Below are 15,663 nucleotides of genomic sequence, written 5' to 3' on the forward strand. Positions count from 1 at the left end.
AGGTGCGTCCAGGTGGCGCGGCGGATGGAAAAGCCGGAAAGCACCCGGTATGAAGCGAGGGCTTGTCCGATAGATTTGGCTTGGATCCTGGAGGCCATGGCGCCGCTCCGCTTCCCTCTGGCCCAGGGATTATGGTTGCTGTGCCCATGGTTGGGGCCTGAGCGGATCGCCCGCTGGATCTCGAGCCTAGAGGGCCAAGCTCCGGATCATCGTAAGGAGTTTCCATGATCACTGGATGGCTGCTTCCCATTTTCGTAGTGTTGACCCTCCTGGCTGCCTGGATGGCGCGACGGATCCCGAACCCTCCCCGGGAAGTAGAGCCGTTTCGGAGGATCCCTCGACAGGTTGGGCGAGCCCTGGAGGCCGGGCAGCCCCTCCATCTCGCCCTGGGCTCTGGAGGGCTGATCGACCGGGATGCGGCATTGACGCTCAGCGGGGGGCGGATCCTGGAGCGCCTGGTAGGGGAAGCGGGGGAGATCTTCCCCTTCGTGACCGTGGCGGACCCAGTGGCGCTGCTATATGCCCGGCGGGCGCTTCAGGACGCCGCTCTGCGCCATGGCGCTTCGATCTCCCCGGATCAGGTGTGGTGGGCTGGCGCCAGCCCGATGGCCTACGCGGCAGGTCTCACCCTGCTGCTGGGCACGCAGCCTGTGGTGGCCAACATCTTGAGTGGTCGGTTTCGGGAGGAGGCGGTGCTGGCGGGGGAGCTCAGTCAACGATATGGAGCCCATTCCGTGTTCTCGATGCCCGATCCGGGCGGAGCCGCTGCCTTGTGGCCCTTCGATCCCCGCCTGGCCGTTGGCGAGGAGGCTTTCGCAGTGCCCTCTTCGGGGGAGACCCCAGGGCGTCTATCGGCGCTCCTCCTGACCCATGATCTGATCCGTTGGCTGTTGATCGCGCTCCTGGTGCTTGGAGCGCTGGGGTTGGCGTTGCATTGATCCTTCCTCGGAGGACGTGGGTTGAGCGAAGCCCCAGAGGCCTCCTCGCTCCATTACTGGAAGGATGGGGAAAGGAGCGATACGGATGGTTCGACGCGCGTTGCCGGCAGGCCTTTTGAGCCTGTTTATCATCATCACCTGGTTGCCCTATGGGTGGCCCCAGCTGACCTTTCGTCAGGCTCTGACTGAGCTGGGTTCCACTCTCCTGGCTTATGCAGCGGTGGTGGGCTTTCTCTCGTTTCTGGGGGCCCATTTTCACCGGGTGGGAGCGCGCGCCGAGGGCTGGCCATATAGCCTGGTGGCGGCTCTCACGGCGCTGGCGTTCCTTCTGCTTTCCCTTTTGGAAGGCGGCCTCAGAGGGAACGGCCTCACCGGGCCATGGACCGGATGGATATATCGATATGGATTGCTGCCCTTAGAGGCCTCCATAGGCGCTTTGCTGCCTTTCTTTATGGTTCTGGCCCTCTGGCGCCTGTCGCGCATTCGCCGTTCCGTTGATGTCCCGCTCTTCATTGCCGGCGTCCTCACTGTGCTCATCATCCATTCCGGCGGAACCCCTCTCCCTACTCTGCTCGGTTCCTTCTACGAAGCGCTGCTCTCCCCACTGGCCACGGGTGGGATCCGCGGGATCCTGATAGGAGTGGCCATCGGCGTAGTGGTTTTCATGGTGCGGGTCTTTCTGTGGATGGACCGACCGCTGGGTCGATAAAACGAAGTGCTGTTCGAACGGTTGGCGGGGATGGGCCCGCCGAAGGTATGCCCATTTCCAAACTAAATGATCGAGGAGGGCGGATTCCCTGGCAGGACGCGGGGAGGTTGGGGATGAAAGCCTGTCCAGTTTGTGGGGCTGTCAATCCGGATGACCAGGCGACCTGCAAGGAGTGCGGAGCCAGCCTGACTTCTGTCTCCATAGAGGAGGGAGTCCTGTGCCCGGTCTGCGGCTATCGGAATCCCACCGGGGTGATCTTCTGTGAGCAATGCGGTGCCCGCCTGGAGTCCGAAGGGATGGAGGGGGCGGAGAGGCCTTCCGGAGAAGAGGTGGGGATGGATTGGGTCGCGGCGTTGGAGGAGCTTTTCCCGGAGATCCCATCGGAGGACTGGCCTCCCGCTCCAGCGGCCATGCCTGCTGAGGCCGGCATCGCTGGTGTGGAGGAAGAAAAAGCGCCCGGCGCGGAGGCTCCTCTTCCCGCGCCGTGGGGGCTGGAGGAAGGGAAACCTGCCTCATCGGTGTCGGAGCCCATCCCGTTGGCGCCAGCAGGGGAGGAGATCCCCTTCGTGTTCGAACCGGAGGGTTCCTCGGAGGAGGTTGCCATCTCTCCTCCTTTTGAAGGCGTTCCGCCGGAGATCGCAGAACTATGGCCTGGGACAGAGAGCACGGAGGAGGGAGCGGGATCTTTTCCGTTTCCGGGCGTTCCGCCCATTCAGGAAGGTGAGGAACCTTCTTTCCCATGGCTGGAGACCCCTGGTGAGGCCTCGGAACCGGCTGCTGAGGCTTCCCCATTAGGGACGGCGCCGTCTATCGAATGGCCTCTGGAACTGGGAGGGGAGGTCCCCACGCCGTCCCAAGTCAGTCCTTTTGTTGAAGTCCCTCCAGAACGGACGGAGGGAAGCGAAGCAGGGTTTCCGTTTGGGCTGGAAGCGGAGGAGATTTCAGAGTGGTCGCAGGAATCGAAAGAAGCCATCGCGGAAGTGCCCCATGAGCCTTTTGAGGAATGGAAGCTGGAGGAAAGCCCCCTCATTGCGGAGGAGATTCCTTTAGAAGAGGCGCTGCCAACGCAGGCGGGCGTTTTCCTGATTCAGGCAGAGCCTCCCGCGGAAGCGCCTGCCGAAGCTCCTCCCTTCACCGATCTGGAGGCGGTGCTGGCCGAAATGCCGGAATGGCTCCAGGCCCTTCGGCCGGTTCCCGAAGAAGAGGCCCCGGCTCCCTCTGAAGCAATCCCGATGATCGAACCGACGATTGTGGAGACCCGGGGGCCGCTGGCGGGTCTGGTGGATGTGTTGCCGTTGAACGTGCGAGTGTTCGAGATCCACGGGCCGGCGGCCCGGCTTCGATCCCAACCGCCTCCTGAGCTGCTCACGCGGGCCCAGGCGTGGCGGAGCCTGCTGGATCAGGGCTTGGCTTTCCTACTCGGGGAACGAGCGGTGGAGCCTGCCCCTGCCGGCCGGGTTGCCGCACTGGAGCGCTGGCTGCTCTTCGCCCTTCTCATTGGCGCTTTGATCCTGGGGCTCTACTGGCCGCTGCCCTTCTTCCAGCCGGCGCTCCTGAGGCCTCCCGTGGATTTCCGGGCCCGTCTGGATCAAGTGCCCGCTGGAGGCATTGCCCTGATCGCGGTGGATTATGGGCCGGATCGCGCGGCAGAGCTGGAGCCTTATCTCCAGCAGATCCTCGATCGGCTCGCTGCCCGGGGGGTTCGCGTACTGACCGTGAGCCTCTCCCCATGGGGAGCGGCTCAGGCCGCTCAGGCGATTCAGGCGCGCCCGGATTACGGCGAGCGGGTGGCCCATCTGGGCTACTATCCGGGTCAGGAAGTGGGCGTCGCTCGCCTCCTCACCCGTCCCCTCCGCCAGCTGGGGATGGATTATCGGGGGCAGCCCCTGCAGGAGCTCCCCATAGCCCGGGATTTCGGGGAAGATCCCCTGGCCACTCGGGTGAATCTGGTGGTTCTGATCACTGGATCGCCGGATGTCTTGCGGGGATGGATTCAGCAGACGCAGGGAGTTCTCTCCCCGGAGGTGCCGGTGATCGCCGCGGTCGGCGCGAACCTGGCCCTCTACGTGGCCCCTTATCAGGAGAGCGGGCAGCTGCACGCGGTCGCGATCGGCCTGCGGGACGCGTTGCTGCTGGGTGGACCGGTTCCGGAGGGCAGCCCGGCCTTCTTCGACCTTCAGGCGCAGACGGCCCTTCAGGTGTTGATTATTGCGCTCCTCGGTGTGGGGCTGGGAATCCGCTTCTTTCGAAGGCCGACGGGGGTTCCAGAATAAACGGGTTGGGGAGAGATGGACAACTTCCTCCTCTGTCCTGCCCCACTGATCATCAGCCCGGGCTGTCCGAAAAAGCGCAAAACTCATACAAGGGTGTTTGGGGAAGCGCGATGGCGATGGAATCCGTGGGGACGATCGTGGCTTTGCTTCTGACCCTGATGATCATGAGCTATCTCATCGATGACACGGCGATTTACCGGCTGGCCGCCAGTATGCTGGTCGGGCTCAGCGTGGGTTATTTCATGGCCGCGATGCTCTGGAACGTCCTGATTCCCCAGTGGCGGGAGCTCATGATCCTCACCGATTCGCCGCGGCGGGTGCTGCTGTTTCTGGAGACAGGACTGGGGGTTTTGATCCTGGCTGGGGGCGTGCCTCGATTAGGGTGGGTGGGGGATCTCGGGCTGGCCATCGCCTTGGGGATCGGTTTGGGTGTGGCAGGAGCGGGAGCGTTGGGGGGGACCCTCGGGCCTCAGCTGGTGGCCGGGGCGGGACGGGGAATCTCTCTGGGGCTGGTCGCGACTATGCTGGCGGTGCTAGCGGCTCAATTCTATCGCCCCCCGGTCCAAGGCCGTGTTCTACGCTCCATCTGGACAGGGGTTCAGGCCCTGGGGCGCGCGATATGGGCGTTCACGCTCGGCACGCTGTTCGGCAGCGCGCTGATCACCGGGATCTCCCTCCTGATCGGTCGCGCGGAGTTTCTGATTCAGACATTGAGCCAGTGGTGGCGTTAGGCCGTTCGGTGGCCGGGCAGGGCACTCAGGACGCTCCGCCCAGTCCTCAAAGCTCTGGGATGGAGTGGAGATGAGCTGGAGGAGCTTGGTGACAATCGATGTGGGGAGCACACAGACCCGTGCGCATCTGTTTGCTCGGGTGGAGGATCGTTTTCGCTTTGTGGCCACTGCCAGTGCCCCTACCCATCTGCGTGGATCCCATCCTCACCTGGCTCTGGGAGGGATCCGGGCGCTGGCGCATCTCAGCGCGATTTCCAGTCGTCCTCTCCTGGATCCGCAGGGGATCCTGATTGCCCCTGAGCTCGCCACGGGGGCGGGGGTGGATGCGTGTCTGTTGACCCTGAGCGCGGCCCCTCCGATCCGGGTGATCTTAGGAGGCCTTTCATCAGAATGGAGTCTGGCCAGCCTTCGACGGGCAGCAGCCAGCGCCTACACCCAAGTTGCTGGGGTCCTCTCCGTGGTCCCCCTGGATGGGCGGCGCCAGACGGAGGAAGAGTGGCTGCAGGCTCTGATGGTGGCCGAGCCCCATCTGGTAGTGATCGCTGGGGGGATGGATGGTGGAGCAGCCCAGCCGGTTCAGGCGCTCCTGGAAACAGCAACCCTGGCGGCCCGATTGCGTCCCGAGGGGGAACGCCCGTGGATCCTCTTCGCTGGGAACGCGGCTCTGCGGGAGGCAGCGGTGGCCCTGGCCGGGCGGGAGCTTCCTCTTCGGGTGTTGCCGAATGTGCGCCCACAGCCCGATGTGGAACACATCGGCCCGGTGGTGGAGGCGATGGATCAGCGATATGTGGAGCGGGCCCTGGCGAGCCTTCCCGGTCTCTCTCTTTTGCAGAGCTGGGCCCGGGGGGAGATTGTGCCCACCGCCCGAGCGCTGGGCCATGTGGCCCGTTACCTGAGCCTGGAGGCCCCAGATCGAGGGACATTGGTGGTGGATGTGGGGGGGAATCATACCGTGGTCACGGCTGCCCACGGCGGGTTGCTGGCCCAAATCGTGCAATCGGAGAGCGGAATCGGCCAGGGGATCCTAAGCTTGTATCAACGCCGGGGATATGAGCGCATCGCCCGATGGCTTCCCCAGGAGGTCCGTCCGGAAACCATGGAAGCCTTCGTCTGGACGAAGGCGATGCATCCCCTCTCCATCCCTCAAACGATCGAAGAAATGTGGATGGAGCTGGCGTTTGCCCGCGAGGCCCTGGCGGAAGCCTGGGAACAGCTGCGAACGCTCTGGCCGGAACTGGGACGATCCCCCTGGGCCTTCGAGCCCATTCTTCTAACTGGGGGAGCCTTTGCTTCTCATGCTCGCCCCGGCGCGCTGGCCCTGATGGCGCTGGACGCCCTCCAGCCGGTGGGCCTCACCACGCTGCTTTGGGACCCCGTGGGGGTTACCCCGGCGTTGGGGGCTCTGGCGGCGATGGATGCCTTGCTGGCGGTGGAAGGGATTCATAGCCGGCCATGGATCCCCCTGGCCACGGTTTTGGCTCCTACCCTGGACGGCCCCGTGGCTCTGGATGAGTTGCTGTTCACCGTTGAAGTGCATCATCGGGGGCCGGATGGCTCTGAGTCCGTGTATGAAATTGAGGTCCGGGGGGGACGGCTGGAGGTGGTCCCCATTCCAGGGGTGGGGGAAACCGAACTGCGGCGGTTCCGGATGCGGCGCCCGGTGGATCTGGGTTGGGGACCTCGACGGGCCCCCCGGCGGATCCGGATTGTGGGCGGATGGCTGGGGCTCATCGTGGATGGCCGGGGTCGTCCGCTCCAGCTGGCGGAGGATCCCGAGGCGCGCCGGGAGCAGATCCAGCGTTGGCTCTGGGATATCGGTGCCCTGGGCGGGGGCCTTTGATGCGGTTTTCCTCTGGGGGTTTCTCGGGCCGGCCCGTTTTCTCGTGGTCTTTCGGGCTGCGGGAGAAGGACATCTGGCCTTCTCCCTCAGACCGATGGCGCGAGCTTCGAACTGAGGAACGCGGGGATCATCTCTGCTCTCGAGCATGACCCATGATGGAAGCGCTGCGTTTCTACCCGGAGGCCGTTACGTTCATACCCCTGGCGACAATCCGTCGGGAGCGTCGATTGCCGATCCCCGGGAAGGTGCGGGTGCAGCGCGGGGATGTGGTGGATGCGGCCACTGTTCTGGCCGTGGCGGAGCAACCGGCGGGGGTAGTGATCGTGGATATCGCCCGCGCCCTGAAGGTCCCGCCTCAGCGGGCCGCCGCGTATTTGCAGCGGAAGCCCGGCGCTTCGGTGCGAGCGCACGAGGTCCTGGCGAGGCGTCGGATCTGGCTGGGCCTGCGCACCCTGCGGGTGCGCTCGCCGGTGGATGGAGAGGTTGTCATGGCTGGAGGCGGGAAGGTCTTGATCCGGGCCGGGATGCGTTCCCTGGAACTCCGGGCAGGATTCCCGGGGAAGGTGGTGGAGGTCCTTCCCGCCTATGGCGCGGTGCTCGAAACCACCGGCGCCTTGATCCAGGCCTTCTGGTCCAGCGGAGTGGACTTCAATGGGATGATCCGGATCGTCACCAGCGGGGCGGAGCCGTTGCGGGCGCGGGCGATCGACCCGGTCGCTCAAGGCGCGATCGTAGTGGGAGGAGCCTGGATCGAACCCAGTGCCTTGGAGCAGGCAGAGCGGCTCCAGGTTCGAGGGATCATCGCCGGAAGCATGGAGACTTCCCTTTTGTCGATGGTGCGCGATCTTTCTTTCCCTGTCGTTTTAACCGAGGGATTCGGCCGTCTTCCGATGCATCCCGGGATCTTCCGGATCTTTTCCCTCTATCAAGGGCGGGAGGCTTTCGTGGTGCAGCCATCGCCGGGCCCAGATGGTGGGCCGGGTCGCCCGGAGATCCTCATCCCGGTTCCTACGGAGAATCCACCTCCTCTGGAGCCCGCCGGGGAGGTCGATCTCCGTCCCGGCGTCCAGGTGCGCCTGTTGCGGGAGCCGTATCGGGGACGCACAGGAACGGTATTGAGGATCTCGCCTTATCCATGGACGCTGGATAGTGGTTTGCGGAGCTGGTGCGCGGAGATTCAGCTGGACGGAGGGGAGGGAAAGGTCTGGATCCCGGTTTATAACATGGAAATCCTTCGCTCTTAAGGGTTCATCGATGGGTGGGGTCGGGGAGCGATCAAGTGGGTCGCCCCGGCCCGGAGGGAGACGAATGAGGTGGCTGGTCTGAGCCTCCAGGATGCTTCCTCCGCCTGGGTGAAATCCGCGGGGTGGGGAAAGGCGGGGCCCATACCGCGCCCTGTCTGGCGGAAGGAGAGCGAGGTTGAGGATCCTGACAAGGAGGCAATGCCCATGGCCGACATCGATCTGGAGGAGCTGCCCCCCGAGGAAGGTCAGAACCGGGCGTTCCTGGTGGGCGTGCTGGTTTTGGGCGGGCTTTTCGTAGCGCTCCTGTTCGCGATCGGCCTGTATCTGGCGCTGAGCGGCCCGGCTCGGGGGCGGCCGGCCGCGCCAGCGGGGGCGCCGACCCGCACACCGCTTCCTTCGCCGAGCCCGTTGCCGCCGACATATACGCCTACGCCGCGTCCTACCCCTACCCCGACCGCCACACCGCCTGCACCGGTGGCCGTGGCCGGCCAGCCGACCGCTACCCCAACCTCCTTGAGCGCGGCCACCCCCGTCCGTTCCACCCCTACCCCGCGGCCGGGGGGGCTGCCCCAAACCGGGGGGAGCCACCTGGGGTGGGGCTTCGGCGCGATGGGCGTGTTGTTGCTGGCTTGGCTGGCCCGATGGCTCCGGTTGCGACCCCGGGCATCCTGAGCCCTGGCGCTTCGGGAGGGGGTCCACCCCTTGCTCCAAGAGGGCTTTTCTATTTCCCCTGGCGGTTGAGCTCGAACAGGAATCGAAGCCCATGGAGGGTGAGGTGGGGATCCACCACCTGGATGGCCCGAACTTCATGGGCGATGATATCCGCTAGGCCGCCGGTGGCGATCACCCGGGCGGGCTCCTCCAGTTCCGCTTGAATCCGGCGGATCATCCCTTCCACCATGCTGGCGAACCCCAGGATCAGACCGGATTGCATGGCCTGGATCGTGTTGCGGCCGATGGCCCGGGGAGGCCGGATAAGTTCCACCTGATAGAGCTGGGCGGCTGAGGTGACCAGCGCTTCCGCGGCCACCAGGATCCCCGGGGCGATCGCCCCGCCCAGGTATTCCCCTTCCCGTGAGATCACATCGAACACCGTGGCGGTCCCGAAGGCGATCGCAATCGCCGGCCCCCCATACAACCGAAAGGTCGCCACCGCGTTCGCCACCCGATCCGCACCGACTTCCCGCGGGTTCTCCACCATCAGCCGAATCCCGGTTTTAATCCCGGGCCCCACCATGAGGGGTTCAACGCCCAGGTAATGTCGGATCATCTCTTCGAACACGGTTCGAAGAGGAGGCACCACGCAGGCGATGGCGCAGCCTCGGATTTCGTGCGGCCGGATCCTATGAAGGGCGAAGAGGTTCATGAACAGGGCGGCGTATTCATCGGCCAGGCGATGGCGCTGGGTGGAGAACCGCCAGTGGGCGATCAGGGATCCCCCATCGAAAACCCCGGCCTTGATGTTGGTGTTCCCGATGTCCAGACAAAGCAGCATTCGAATTCCTCCTGGAACAGCTGACCTCTGCCTGGCGGAGGGGCTTTCGCCCCGATGCTTCCGCTCCGACCTTCCGTCGCCGCTCACGCCCCGTGGGAAGCGGCGTGCCCTGCCTCGGCCTGTGCCGAGGCGAAGAACCTTTCGGCCGGCGCCGGCCGACCGTGGGCCGAAGGCCCTTAAGGTCGAATTCATCCGACACGTCCTGCAACGGCCCCGGGCTTCCCCTTATTCCGGGAGGAGGATGTTGTCGATCAGCCGCGTCTTCCCAATGTAGACCGCCAGCGAGAGAAGCGCTCGATCCTCCACCCGGCTCAATTCCTGTAGGGTCTCTGGATCGGCCACGCTCACATAATCCAGCCGGGCCAGCGGTTCAGCCTGGATCACCTCGCGCATGACCATCCGCAGGCGCTCCGCATCCCGTTCCCCCTCCTCATAGCGTGCTTTGGCGGCCTGGAGGGCTCGGAACAGCACCGTGGCCGCCCGCCGTTCCTCCGGGCCCAGATAGGTGTTCCGGCTGCTCATCGCCAGACCATCTGGCTCTCGAACCGTTGGGCAAACTACAATCTCCACCGGGATGTTGAGATCCTGGACCATGCGCCGGATCACCACAGTCTGCTGGGCGTCCTTCTGGCCGAAATACGCCCGCTCCGGCTGGAGGATGTTAAAGAGCTTGGTGACGACAGTGGCCACGCCCCGGAAGTGGCCGGGCCGCGCGGCGCCCTCTAAGGGCCGGCTGACCTCCTCCACCACCACCCAGGTTTGGAAGCCGGGCGGATACATTTCCTCCACTGGGGGCGCGAAGACGAGATCCACCCCCAGGGGCGTTAGCAGCTGAAGATCCCGCTCCAGATCGCGGGGATAGCGGTTGTAGTCCTCGTGGGGCCCGAACTGAGTGGGATTCACGAAGATGCTGACGGCCACATGGTCATTCTCCGCCCGGGCTCGACGGACCAGGGAGAGGTGCCCCTCGTGAAGATATCCCATCGTCGGCACGAACCCCCACGTGCCAGGAAGAGCTCGCCGGATGGCACGGGCTTCTGCAACCGTGCGAACCACTTGCATGGTCAACCTCCCCGCGATTATGGTTGTTGAAGGAGCCGGGTGAGGGGTCGAAGGCGCTGTATTCTTTACCCTCCGTGGCCTTTCAGACCCCTTCGATCTATCCTTAGGCGATGGCGGGTGGCGGCCCCTGTTCCAGCTCTGCGGGTCGCATGGCTATACCCCGCCGTTCCTCTGCCGCTTTGACCCTGCGCCAGAGCGCCTCGTTCAGCGGGGTCGGGACCCCGATTCGCCGCCCAACGGCGGCCACCGCGCCGTTCAGCGCGTCGATCTCCGTCGGGCGCCCTCGACGGAGATCCTGACGCATGGAGGAAGAATTCTCCGCTGTCTGCCGGCAGACCTCCGCGACAAAGCCCTCCGGATCCTCGAAGGGTAGGGGGATCCCCTGGGCCCGGGCGACCCCCGCGGTCTCCCGAGCGACCCCACGGGCTAGGCGCCAGAGATCCGGACGCGTGAGCAGGGCCCCGTTCGGAACGTCAAAGAGGGCCGTAATGGGGTTGATGGCCGTGTTGGCCACCAGTTTTCCCCAGATCACCCCCTGCAGGTTCTCCTGGACCTCCACCTGGAACCCCGCTCGCTTCAGGAGATCGATGATCTTCTGGATCTGCTGCCGGTTCGGAGAGGCGGCGCCCAGCCAGATCGGGCCCTCGCCCCCCAGCCGGGCGTGGCCGGGGGCCAGGAGCGTCGCCCCCATGGTGGTGACTCCCTGGAAGACCCTAGCAGCACCCAGGCGCTCGCGAAGGATCTCATAGGGCCCCAGGCCGTTCTGAAGCGTCAAGGCGACGCCATCGGGGCGGAGCACCTGCTCCGCCCACCGGGCTGCCCGTTCGGTTTGATAGGTTTTCACCAGGATGAGAGCGAGATCGCATGGGGGCACTTCCATGGGATCGGCAGCGAGGGCCACGGGGGCGGTCTCTTCCCCCTGAGGGGTTGTGAGGCGCAGGCCATGCCTCCGCGCGGCCTGCAGGGCCTCCACCCATGTGCCCAGCATCCAGACCTCCGCGATGGGGGCCAGGCGAACCCCAAAGAGGGTCCCCATAGCCCCGGTGCCCAGCAGAGCGATCCGCATCATCGAGATCCCTCCATCGGTGTAGGGGCCGGGAAGGCCTCTAGCATCGCCTGGAAGGCTGCTAGCTCCTCTGGATCCATAGAAAAGGTATGCTCCGGGGCAGGGAAACGACGGCCGCGCACGTCCTCGCAGTAGGCCTGAACCGCGCGCACGATCTCGCTATGGAGGTCGGCATACTTCTTCACGAACCGCGGCGTGAAGCGGTCGAAAAGGCCCAAGAGATCGTGGAGGACCAGCACCTGCCCATCGCAGCCGGCCCCCGCCCCGATGCCGATGGTGGGAATCCGCAGGCGCTGGGTGATGGCGGCGGCCACCGGCTCGGGGACCATCTCCAAGACGATGGCGAAGCAACCGGCGGCTTCGAGGGCCAGGGCGTCCTCCAGCAAGCGTCGGGCATCGGCGGCCGTGCGCCCCTGGAGGCGGTAGCCGCCCAGCTTGTGCAGAGATTGGGGGGTAAGGCCGATATGACCCATCACGGGGATCCCCGCTCGCACGATGGCCTCGACGGTGGGAACCACCTCCTGCCCCCCCTCCAGCTTGACGGCATCCATGCCGGCCTCCTTTAGAAACCGGCCGGCGTTCCGGATGGCCTCCGCGATATCTGCCTGGTAGGCCATGAAAGGGAGATCTCCCACCAGCAGCGCGGAAGGGTTCGCCCGGGCGACGGCTTTCGCGTGATGGAGCATTTCTTCCATCGTCACCGGAAGCGTGTTGGGGTAACCGAGAACGACCATGCCCAGAGAGTCCCCCACCAGGATCACATCGACGCCCGCCTGATCCACGGCGAGGGCGGTCGGATAATCATACGCGGTAATCATCGTGATGGGCTCGCGAGCTGCTTTCCGGGCTTGAAGAGTGTGGATAGTCACCTTTTTGCGGGCCATGGTCCCCTCCTGAGGGTTTGGGCAGGTCCTGGGGATGCAGGTGCACTAAAGAGGAAAGCCATAAAGGGGAGAGCCTTCCGCGGCTTCCCCGAAGCGGGTCGAACGCCGTGGATGGCCACGGGATGGTTGCGCTGGCTTCCCGGGGCGGGGGAGAACCCGCGGATGTAGCGAGCGGGGATAAAGGGGAAGTCGGGAGCGGATCCCTGACCGCACCGTCCCGGTCGCCCCATGGCAATCCAGGCGGTTGCAGGAGAATCATGAAACGGATGCCCTCCCACCGGCTCACCGCCCATTCCGGGTCGGTGGCATTTTCAGTATATCACGTGTGCCGTTGCCTGGCTATGCCCCATGCTACACCCGTGGGGAGTTAGAGCCCTTCGGATCTTTCACAAGGGAAGAGCCCGGGGCATTACCGGGCAGCATTCGGCTTCCCGTGGGTCATGGGGAGCAGCATGTTGAGCCCGATCAGTCCCGCTAGGATAGGGAGGTTCACCAGGAGCACAGCGGTGAGCAGGGGGATCAGCCGGGCGAGGCTTTCCATCACCAGCGCCATAAGGGCCTGGTGGAGCGAGATCGGGCCGCCGAGCAGGAAAAGGAGGGCGAGGAGACTTCCGGCGATCCCGAGCGCCGGCCATGCCACCCGATCCGAAGGGCTGGGCCACATGGCATTGCCCACCGCGAAAATCAGATAGAACCCGACCCATCCCCATTCCCGCTGCGGGAGCGATTGCAGCACCTGCCATGCGGCGCCCCACAACGCGATACCGGAAGCGGAAGCGTCCGGCCAGCGGCCGCCAACCAGAGCGATGATCATCAGCCCTGCGGCCAGGGGCGCGGCGCCGATCAGGCTCATCCGCAGGGGATCGACTTCGGCCAGCTGCACAGCGCCCAGGCGGATCTGCCCGCCGGATCGCTGAGGCCACATCGCGAAGCGATAGCGGCGGACGCCCAGGAGCATGGCGGCGAGCCAGTGGCTCAGCTCGTGGAGGAAAACCCCCGGGAACAGGAGGGCCCAGTAAAGCATCACCGCTGCATCGGGATGGCCCGTAAGGCGGTGGAGCGCGATCTGGAGATGGCGATGCAGCGCCCGCTGGACTATATAAAGCAGGATGCTGGTGATCAGGAAGACCAGGGTGATCTCGAGAGCGGCCGCCGGATCCATGCTATGCCTCCCGGCCCAGCGTAGCCCCCAGGAAATCTGGGTGCCCGTTCAGGAAGGCCTCGATGGGCATCATTCGCTTGCCTTCCAGCTGGACTTCCAGGAGCATCAGGGCACCTTCCCCCGTGCCCACCGCGGCTCCCCGATCGACCGGTATCACCCGCCCCGGCGGGGCCTGGAGATCGGGGTGAACCCGGGCGCGGCCGATTTTCAGCAAACGCCCTTTCCAAAAAGTATATGTTCCAGGCCATGGCGTAAAGGCACGGATCCGCCGCTCGATCTCCACGGCGGGCCGTCGCCAGTCGATCTCGCCGTCGGCCTTGGTGATCCGTGGGCAGTAGGTGGCCTGGGAGGGATCCTGGGGCTGGGGGATGATCTCCCCGGCCAGCCAGCGGCGGAGGGTCTCGCGCATCAGCCGGGCCCCGCGCTGGGCCAGACGTTCCCCCAGCGTTTCCGCCGTATCTTCGGGATAAATCGGTTCCCGCTCCATCGCTAAGATCGGCCCGGCATCGACTTCCTCGTTCATCAACATCACGGTCACCCCCGTCTCGGGATCGCCATTCAGGATGGCGGCCTGGATCGGCGCCGGACCTCGATAACGGGGGAGCAGGGAGGCGTGGAGGTTCAGACATCCATAGGGGGGGAGCTGCAGGACCTCCGGAGGCAGGATCAGGCCATAAGCCACCACGATGATCCCATCCGGCCGGAGATCCCGCAGCCGGGCCACCGCTTCCGGATCCCGGCGGAGGGAGCGGGGCTGGAACACCGGCAACCCTTGAGCTTCCGCCCAGATCTTCACCGGAGACGGAGTGGGCCGTAAGCCGCGGCCAGCCGGCTTATCCGGCTGCGTGAAGACCGCGGCGATCTCGTGCTCCTCCGCCAGGGCCTGGAAGGTCGGCAAGGCGAAGGCGGGAGATCCCATTAGGACCAGACGGGCCATCGGGGGAGCAAGCTCCTTTCCATCTTCTTCCCGTGACCCCGGGGGCCACAGGTCTACTCTGAATCCAGATCGCGCAGGTAGCGCCAGGTATACAGGCCGGAGGAATGGCCATCCCCCCAGAAGAAGCGCACCGCGTAATTTCCCACGTAGGTGAAATCCACCAGCGTATCATCCGGTCGGGGACGCAGGCTCAGGGGATCCCCCTGAGCCTGCTGGGCCTCCGCACGGCACAGGGCGCAGGGACGGGCGGCCCGCCATCGGGACCAGGAGAACGTTCGCCGGAAGCCATCCGGCCACTCCACGATCACCGTGCGGGTTTCCGAATCGATCCGAACACGAGCGGGCATGGCGTCTTTCCACCGGGCAGCCGAAGGCGTCAATGGGCCCTGAAAGATTGCTGTTTGGAATTATAGCCTCTTTTTCCTTTTCTCTTCCCTATGAGGGGACAGGGAAATAGCGGGAACAAAGAAGCCCGCTGACCTGGAAGGTGGATCGTGACGGAGGAGCCTTCGGAATGGCCCGGCCTGCCTCCGCCATGGATCCTATCCACCCACTTCCATGCTGTTTTCGGAAGATAAATATTCTTCTTCTTCCTTTTAATAAAAATCGGAACCCCTGGTAATCGCATTATTCACTAAATAATAAGGTTGATAATTCCCGGTTTTTCACGACAATTAATTTAGTTTTATGAATGGATGTGGGTTGTCATCGCAAGGGATCGCTGCAGTAAAATATAAACGTAGTCTCATCTCCTGTGGCCGTGGGGCGGTAGGCAGGAGAAGCGGGATCGTTGGTCTTGAGGATCTGGGTGGCCCCTATCCGGAAGGCATCCGTCATCCTGGGAGGCCTGGATGTATCCCGAAAGTGAGATCCTATTCCCACCGCGCTGTATCCCTTTGCTGGCGGAGGCCCGGGGGAAGGCCTGGAAGGCGCTGGTGCGCCGGGTGGCCCGGTTGCCGGAGGATCACCCGGATACCCTGGCGTTGTCCTTAACGGTGATCCGGCTGGCGGGATGTCTGACCTGTGATATGGACAGCTATCGGGCTTCCCTCGGTTGCGCCGCGTGCTCCCAGCGCGCGGTGGCCGGTTTCAAGGGCACCGATGAGCAATTAATTCACCGTTTCGAGGAGGCCCGGGAGGAGATCGAGGCCTATCTGAACCAGGGAACGCCTCTCTCCACCCGGCGGAAGGTGCTTTCTCGAAAAGCTCGGGCCAAGGCCTCCTCGAAGGATGTCCCATCATCCGGAACCTCCAGGAAGCGATAGGAGCTATGCCTTTCGCCTCCTCCTAAGGGCCTCTCCCCGGGTTCCTCTTAGAGAGAG

The 15,663-nt window shown here is 64.7% G+C and carries 16 protein-coding genes; 9 read left to right on the forward strand and 7 right to left on the reverse strand.

The features are described 5' to 3' along the window. The first annotated feature begins 96 nt into the window (after positions 1-96). The 8 genes from ACFMO3_RS10935 to ACFMO3_RS10970 all read left to right on the forward strand — a co-directional run bounded on the left by ACFMO3_RS10935 (position 97) and on the right by ACFMO3_RS10970 (position 8,407). Entirely contained in the window at positions 97-228 is a 132-nt protein-coding gene (locus ACFMO3_RS10935) for a hypothetical protein (RefSeq protein ID WP_376790441.1), read from the forward strand. Further along, the gene (locus ACFMO3_RS10940; RefSeq protein ID WP_376790442.1) at positions 225-938 is read left to right on the forward strand and encodes a DUF6754 domain-containing protein; all 714 of its coding nucleotides are present in this window, start codon (positions 225-227) and stop codon (positions 936-938) included. Before ACFMO3_RS10935 ends, ACFMO3_RS10940 begins: the two co-directional genes overlap by 4 nt. An 85-nt stretch (positions 939-1,023) precedes the next feature. Continuing rightward, positions 1,024-1,647 (forward strand): hypothetical protein, encoded by a 624-nt coding sequence (locus ACFMO3_RS10945; RefSeq protein ID WP_376790443.1) that lies wholly within the window; start codon positions 1,024-1,026, stop codon positions 1,645-1,647. 113 nt (positions 1,648-1,760) lie between these two features. After that, positions 1,761-3,920 carry a zinc ribbon domain-containing protein gene (locus ACFMO3_RS10950; protein WP_376790444.1) on the forward strand — a complete coding sequence of 720 codons (2,160 nt, stop codon included), beginning with the start codon at positions 1,761-1,763 and terminating at the stop codon, positions 3,918-3,920. Between the two features lie 110 nt (positions 3,921-4,030). Continuing rightward, complete coding sequence (locus tag ACFMO3_RS10955; RefSeq protein WP_376790445.1) at positions 4,031-4,651, forward strand: hypothetical protein; 621 nt, start codon at positions 4,031-4,033, stop codon at positions 4,649-4,651. Between the two features lie 88 nt (positions 4,652-4,739). Continuing rightward, positions 4,740-6,491, forward strand: coding sequence for a glutamate mutase L (locus ACFMO3_RS10960; protein WP_376790446.1), 1,752 nt, complete (start codon positions 4,740-4,742; stop codon positions 6,489-6,491). A gap of 152 nt (positions 6,492-6,643) precedes the next feature. Next, positions 6,644-7,735, forward strand: coding sequence for a hypothetical protein (locus tag ACFMO3_RS10965; RefSeq protein WP_376790447.1), 1,092 nt, complete (start codon positions 6,644-6,646; stop codon positions 7,733-7,735). A gap of 204 nt (positions 7,736-7,939) precedes the next feature. After that, on the forward strand, positions 7,940-8,407 hold the full coding sequence (locus tag ACFMO3_RS10970; RefSeq protein ID WP_376790448.1) for a hypothetical protein: 468 nt from the start codon (positions 7,940-7,942) through the stop codon (positions 8,405-8,407). Positions 8,408-8,456: 49 nt separating this feature from the next. Here the strand turns inward: ACFMO3_RS10970 and ACFMO3_RS10975 are convergent, their stop codons facing one another. The 7 genes from ACFMO3_RS10975 to ACFMO3_RS11005 form a co-directional block, all read right to left on the reverse strand. After that, positions 8,457-9,230, reverse strand: a complete 774-nt coding sequence (locus ACFMO3_RS10975) for a type III pantothenate kinase (protein ID WP_376790449.1) — start codon at positions 9,228-9,230, stop codon at positions 8,457-8,459. 225 nt (positions 9,231-9,455) lie between these two features. Then, the gene (panC, locus tag ACFMO3_RS10980) at positions 9,456-10,292 is read right to left on the reverse strand and encodes a pantoate--beta-alanine ligase (RefSeq protein ID WP_376790450.1); all 837 of its coding nucleotides are present in this window, start codon (positions 10,290-10,292) and stop codon (positions 9,456-9,458) included. A gap of 103 nt (positions 10,293-10,395) precedes the next feature. Further along, on the reverse strand, positions 10,396-11,361 hold the full coding sequence (locus ACFMO3_RS10985; protein WP_376790451.1) for a ketopantoate reductase family protein: 966 nt from the start codon (positions 11,359-11,361) through the stop codon (positions 10,396-10,398). Then, positions 11,358-12,242, reverse strand: coding sequence for a 3-methyl-2-oxobutanoate hydroxymethyltransferase (panB, locus tag ACFMO3_RS10990; protein ID WP_376790452.1), 885 nt, complete (start codon positions 12,240-12,242; stop codon positions 11,358-11,360). The genes ACFMO3_RS10985 and panB overlap by 4 nt, the downstream gene beginning before the upstream one ends. A 409-nt stretch (positions 12,243-12,651) precedes the next feature. After that, positions 12,652-13,404 carry a hypothetical protein gene (locus ACFMO3_RS10995; protein WP_376790453.1) on the reverse strand — a complete coding sequence of 251 codons (753 nt, stop codon included), beginning with the start codon at positions 13,402-13,404 and terminating at the stop codon, positions 12,652-12,654. A 1-nt stretch (position 13,405) separates the two neighbouring features. Beyond that, positions 13,406-14,341, reverse strand: coding sequence for a methionyl-tRNA formyltransferase (fmt, locus tag ACFMO3_RS11000; protein WP_376790454.1), 936 nt, complete (start codon positions 14,339-14,341; stop codon positions 13,406-13,408). Positions 14,342-14,394: 53 nt separating this feature from the next. Then, entirely contained in the window at positions 14,395-14,688 is a 294-nt protein-coding gene (locus tag ACFMO3_RS11005) for a gamma-butyrobetaine hydroxylase-like domain-containing protein (RefSeq protein WP_376790455.1), read from the reverse strand. A gap of 504 nt (positions 14,689-15,192) precedes the next feature. On the opposite strand from ACFMO3_RS11005, the gene ACFMO3_RS11010 reads away from it, so the two are divergent. After that, positions 15,193-15,606 carry a hypothetical protein gene (locus ACFMO3_RS11010; RefSeq protein ID WP_376790456.1) on the forward strand — a complete coding sequence of 138 codons (414 nt, stop codon included), beginning with the start codon at positions 15,193-15,195 and terminating at the stop codon, positions 15,604-15,606. Positions 15,607-15,663 lie beyond the last annotated feature (57 nt).

Source organism: Thermoflexus sp., from assembly GCF_042408815.1.
In the GTDB taxonomy this organism is placed as follows: Bacteria; Chloroflexota; Anaerolineae; order Thermoflexales; family Thermoflexaceae; genus Thermoflexus.

Excerpts from the sequence above, each read along its gene's own strand:
- panB (WP_376790452.1), bottom strand. The coding sequence starts at position 12,242 with ATGGCCCGCAAAAAGGTGACTATCCACACTCTTCAAGCCCGGAAAGCA.
- ACFMO3_RS10955 (WP_376790445.1), top strand. The coding sequence starts at position 4,031 with ATGGCGATGGAATCCGTGGGGACGATCGTGGCTTTGCTTCTGACCCTG.
- ACFMO3_RS10975 (WP_376790449.1), bottom strand. The coding sequence starts at position 9,230 with ATGCTGCTTTGTCTGGACATCGGGAACACCAACATCAAGGCCGGGGTT.
- panC (WP_376790450.1), bottom strand. The coding sequence starts at position 10,292 with ATGCAAGTGGTTCGCACGGTTGCAGAAGCCCGTGCCATCCGGCGAGCT.
- ACFMO3_RS10950 (WP_376790444.1), top strand. The coding sequence starts at position 1,761 with ATGAAAGCCTGTCCAGTTTGTGGGGCTGTCAATCCGGATGACCAGGCG.
- ACFMO3_RS10940 (WP_376790442.1), top strand. The coding sequence starts at position 225 with ATGATCACTGGATGGCTGCTTCCCATTTTCGTAGTGTTGACCCTCCTG.
- ACFMO3_RS11010 (WP_376790456.1), top strand. The coding sequence starts at position 15,193 with ATGTATCCCGAAAGTGAGATCCTATTCCCACCGCGCTGTATCCCTTTG.
- ACFMO3_RS10945 (WP_376790443.1), top strand. The coding sequence starts at position 1,024 with ATGGTTCGACGCGCGTTGCCGGCAGGCCTTTTGAGCCTGTTTATCATC.
- ACFMO3_RS10935 (WP_376790441.1), top strand. The coding sequence starts at position 97 with ATGGCGCCGCTCCGCTTCCCTCTGGCCCAGGGATTATGGTTGCTGTGC.
- fmt (WP_376790454.1), bottom strand. The coding sequence starts at position 14,341 with ATGGCCCGTCTGGTCCTAATGGGATCTCCCGCCTTCGCCTTGCCGACC.
- ACFMO3_RS10985 (WP_376790451.1), bottom strand. The coding sequence starts at position 11,361 with ATGATGCGGATCGCTCTGCTGGGCACCGGGGCTATGGGGACCCTCTTT.
- ACFMO3_RS10970 (WP_376790448.1), top strand. The coding sequence starts at position 7,940 with ATGGCCGACATCGATCTGGAGGAGCTGCCCCCCGAGGAAGGTCAGAAC.
- ACFMO3_RS10965 (WP_376790447.1), top strand. The coding sequence starts at position 6,644 with ATGATGGAAGCGCTGCGTTTCTACCCGGAGGCCGTTACGTTCATACCC.
- ACFMO3_RS10995 (WP_376790453.1), bottom strand. The coding sequence starts at position 13,404 with ATGGATCCGGCGGCCGCTCTCGAGATCACCCTGGTCTTCCTGATCACC.
- ACFMO3_RS11005 (WP_376790455.1), bottom strand. The coding sequence starts at position 14,688 with ATGCCCGCTCGTGTTCGGATCGATTCGGAAACCCGCACGGTGATCGTG.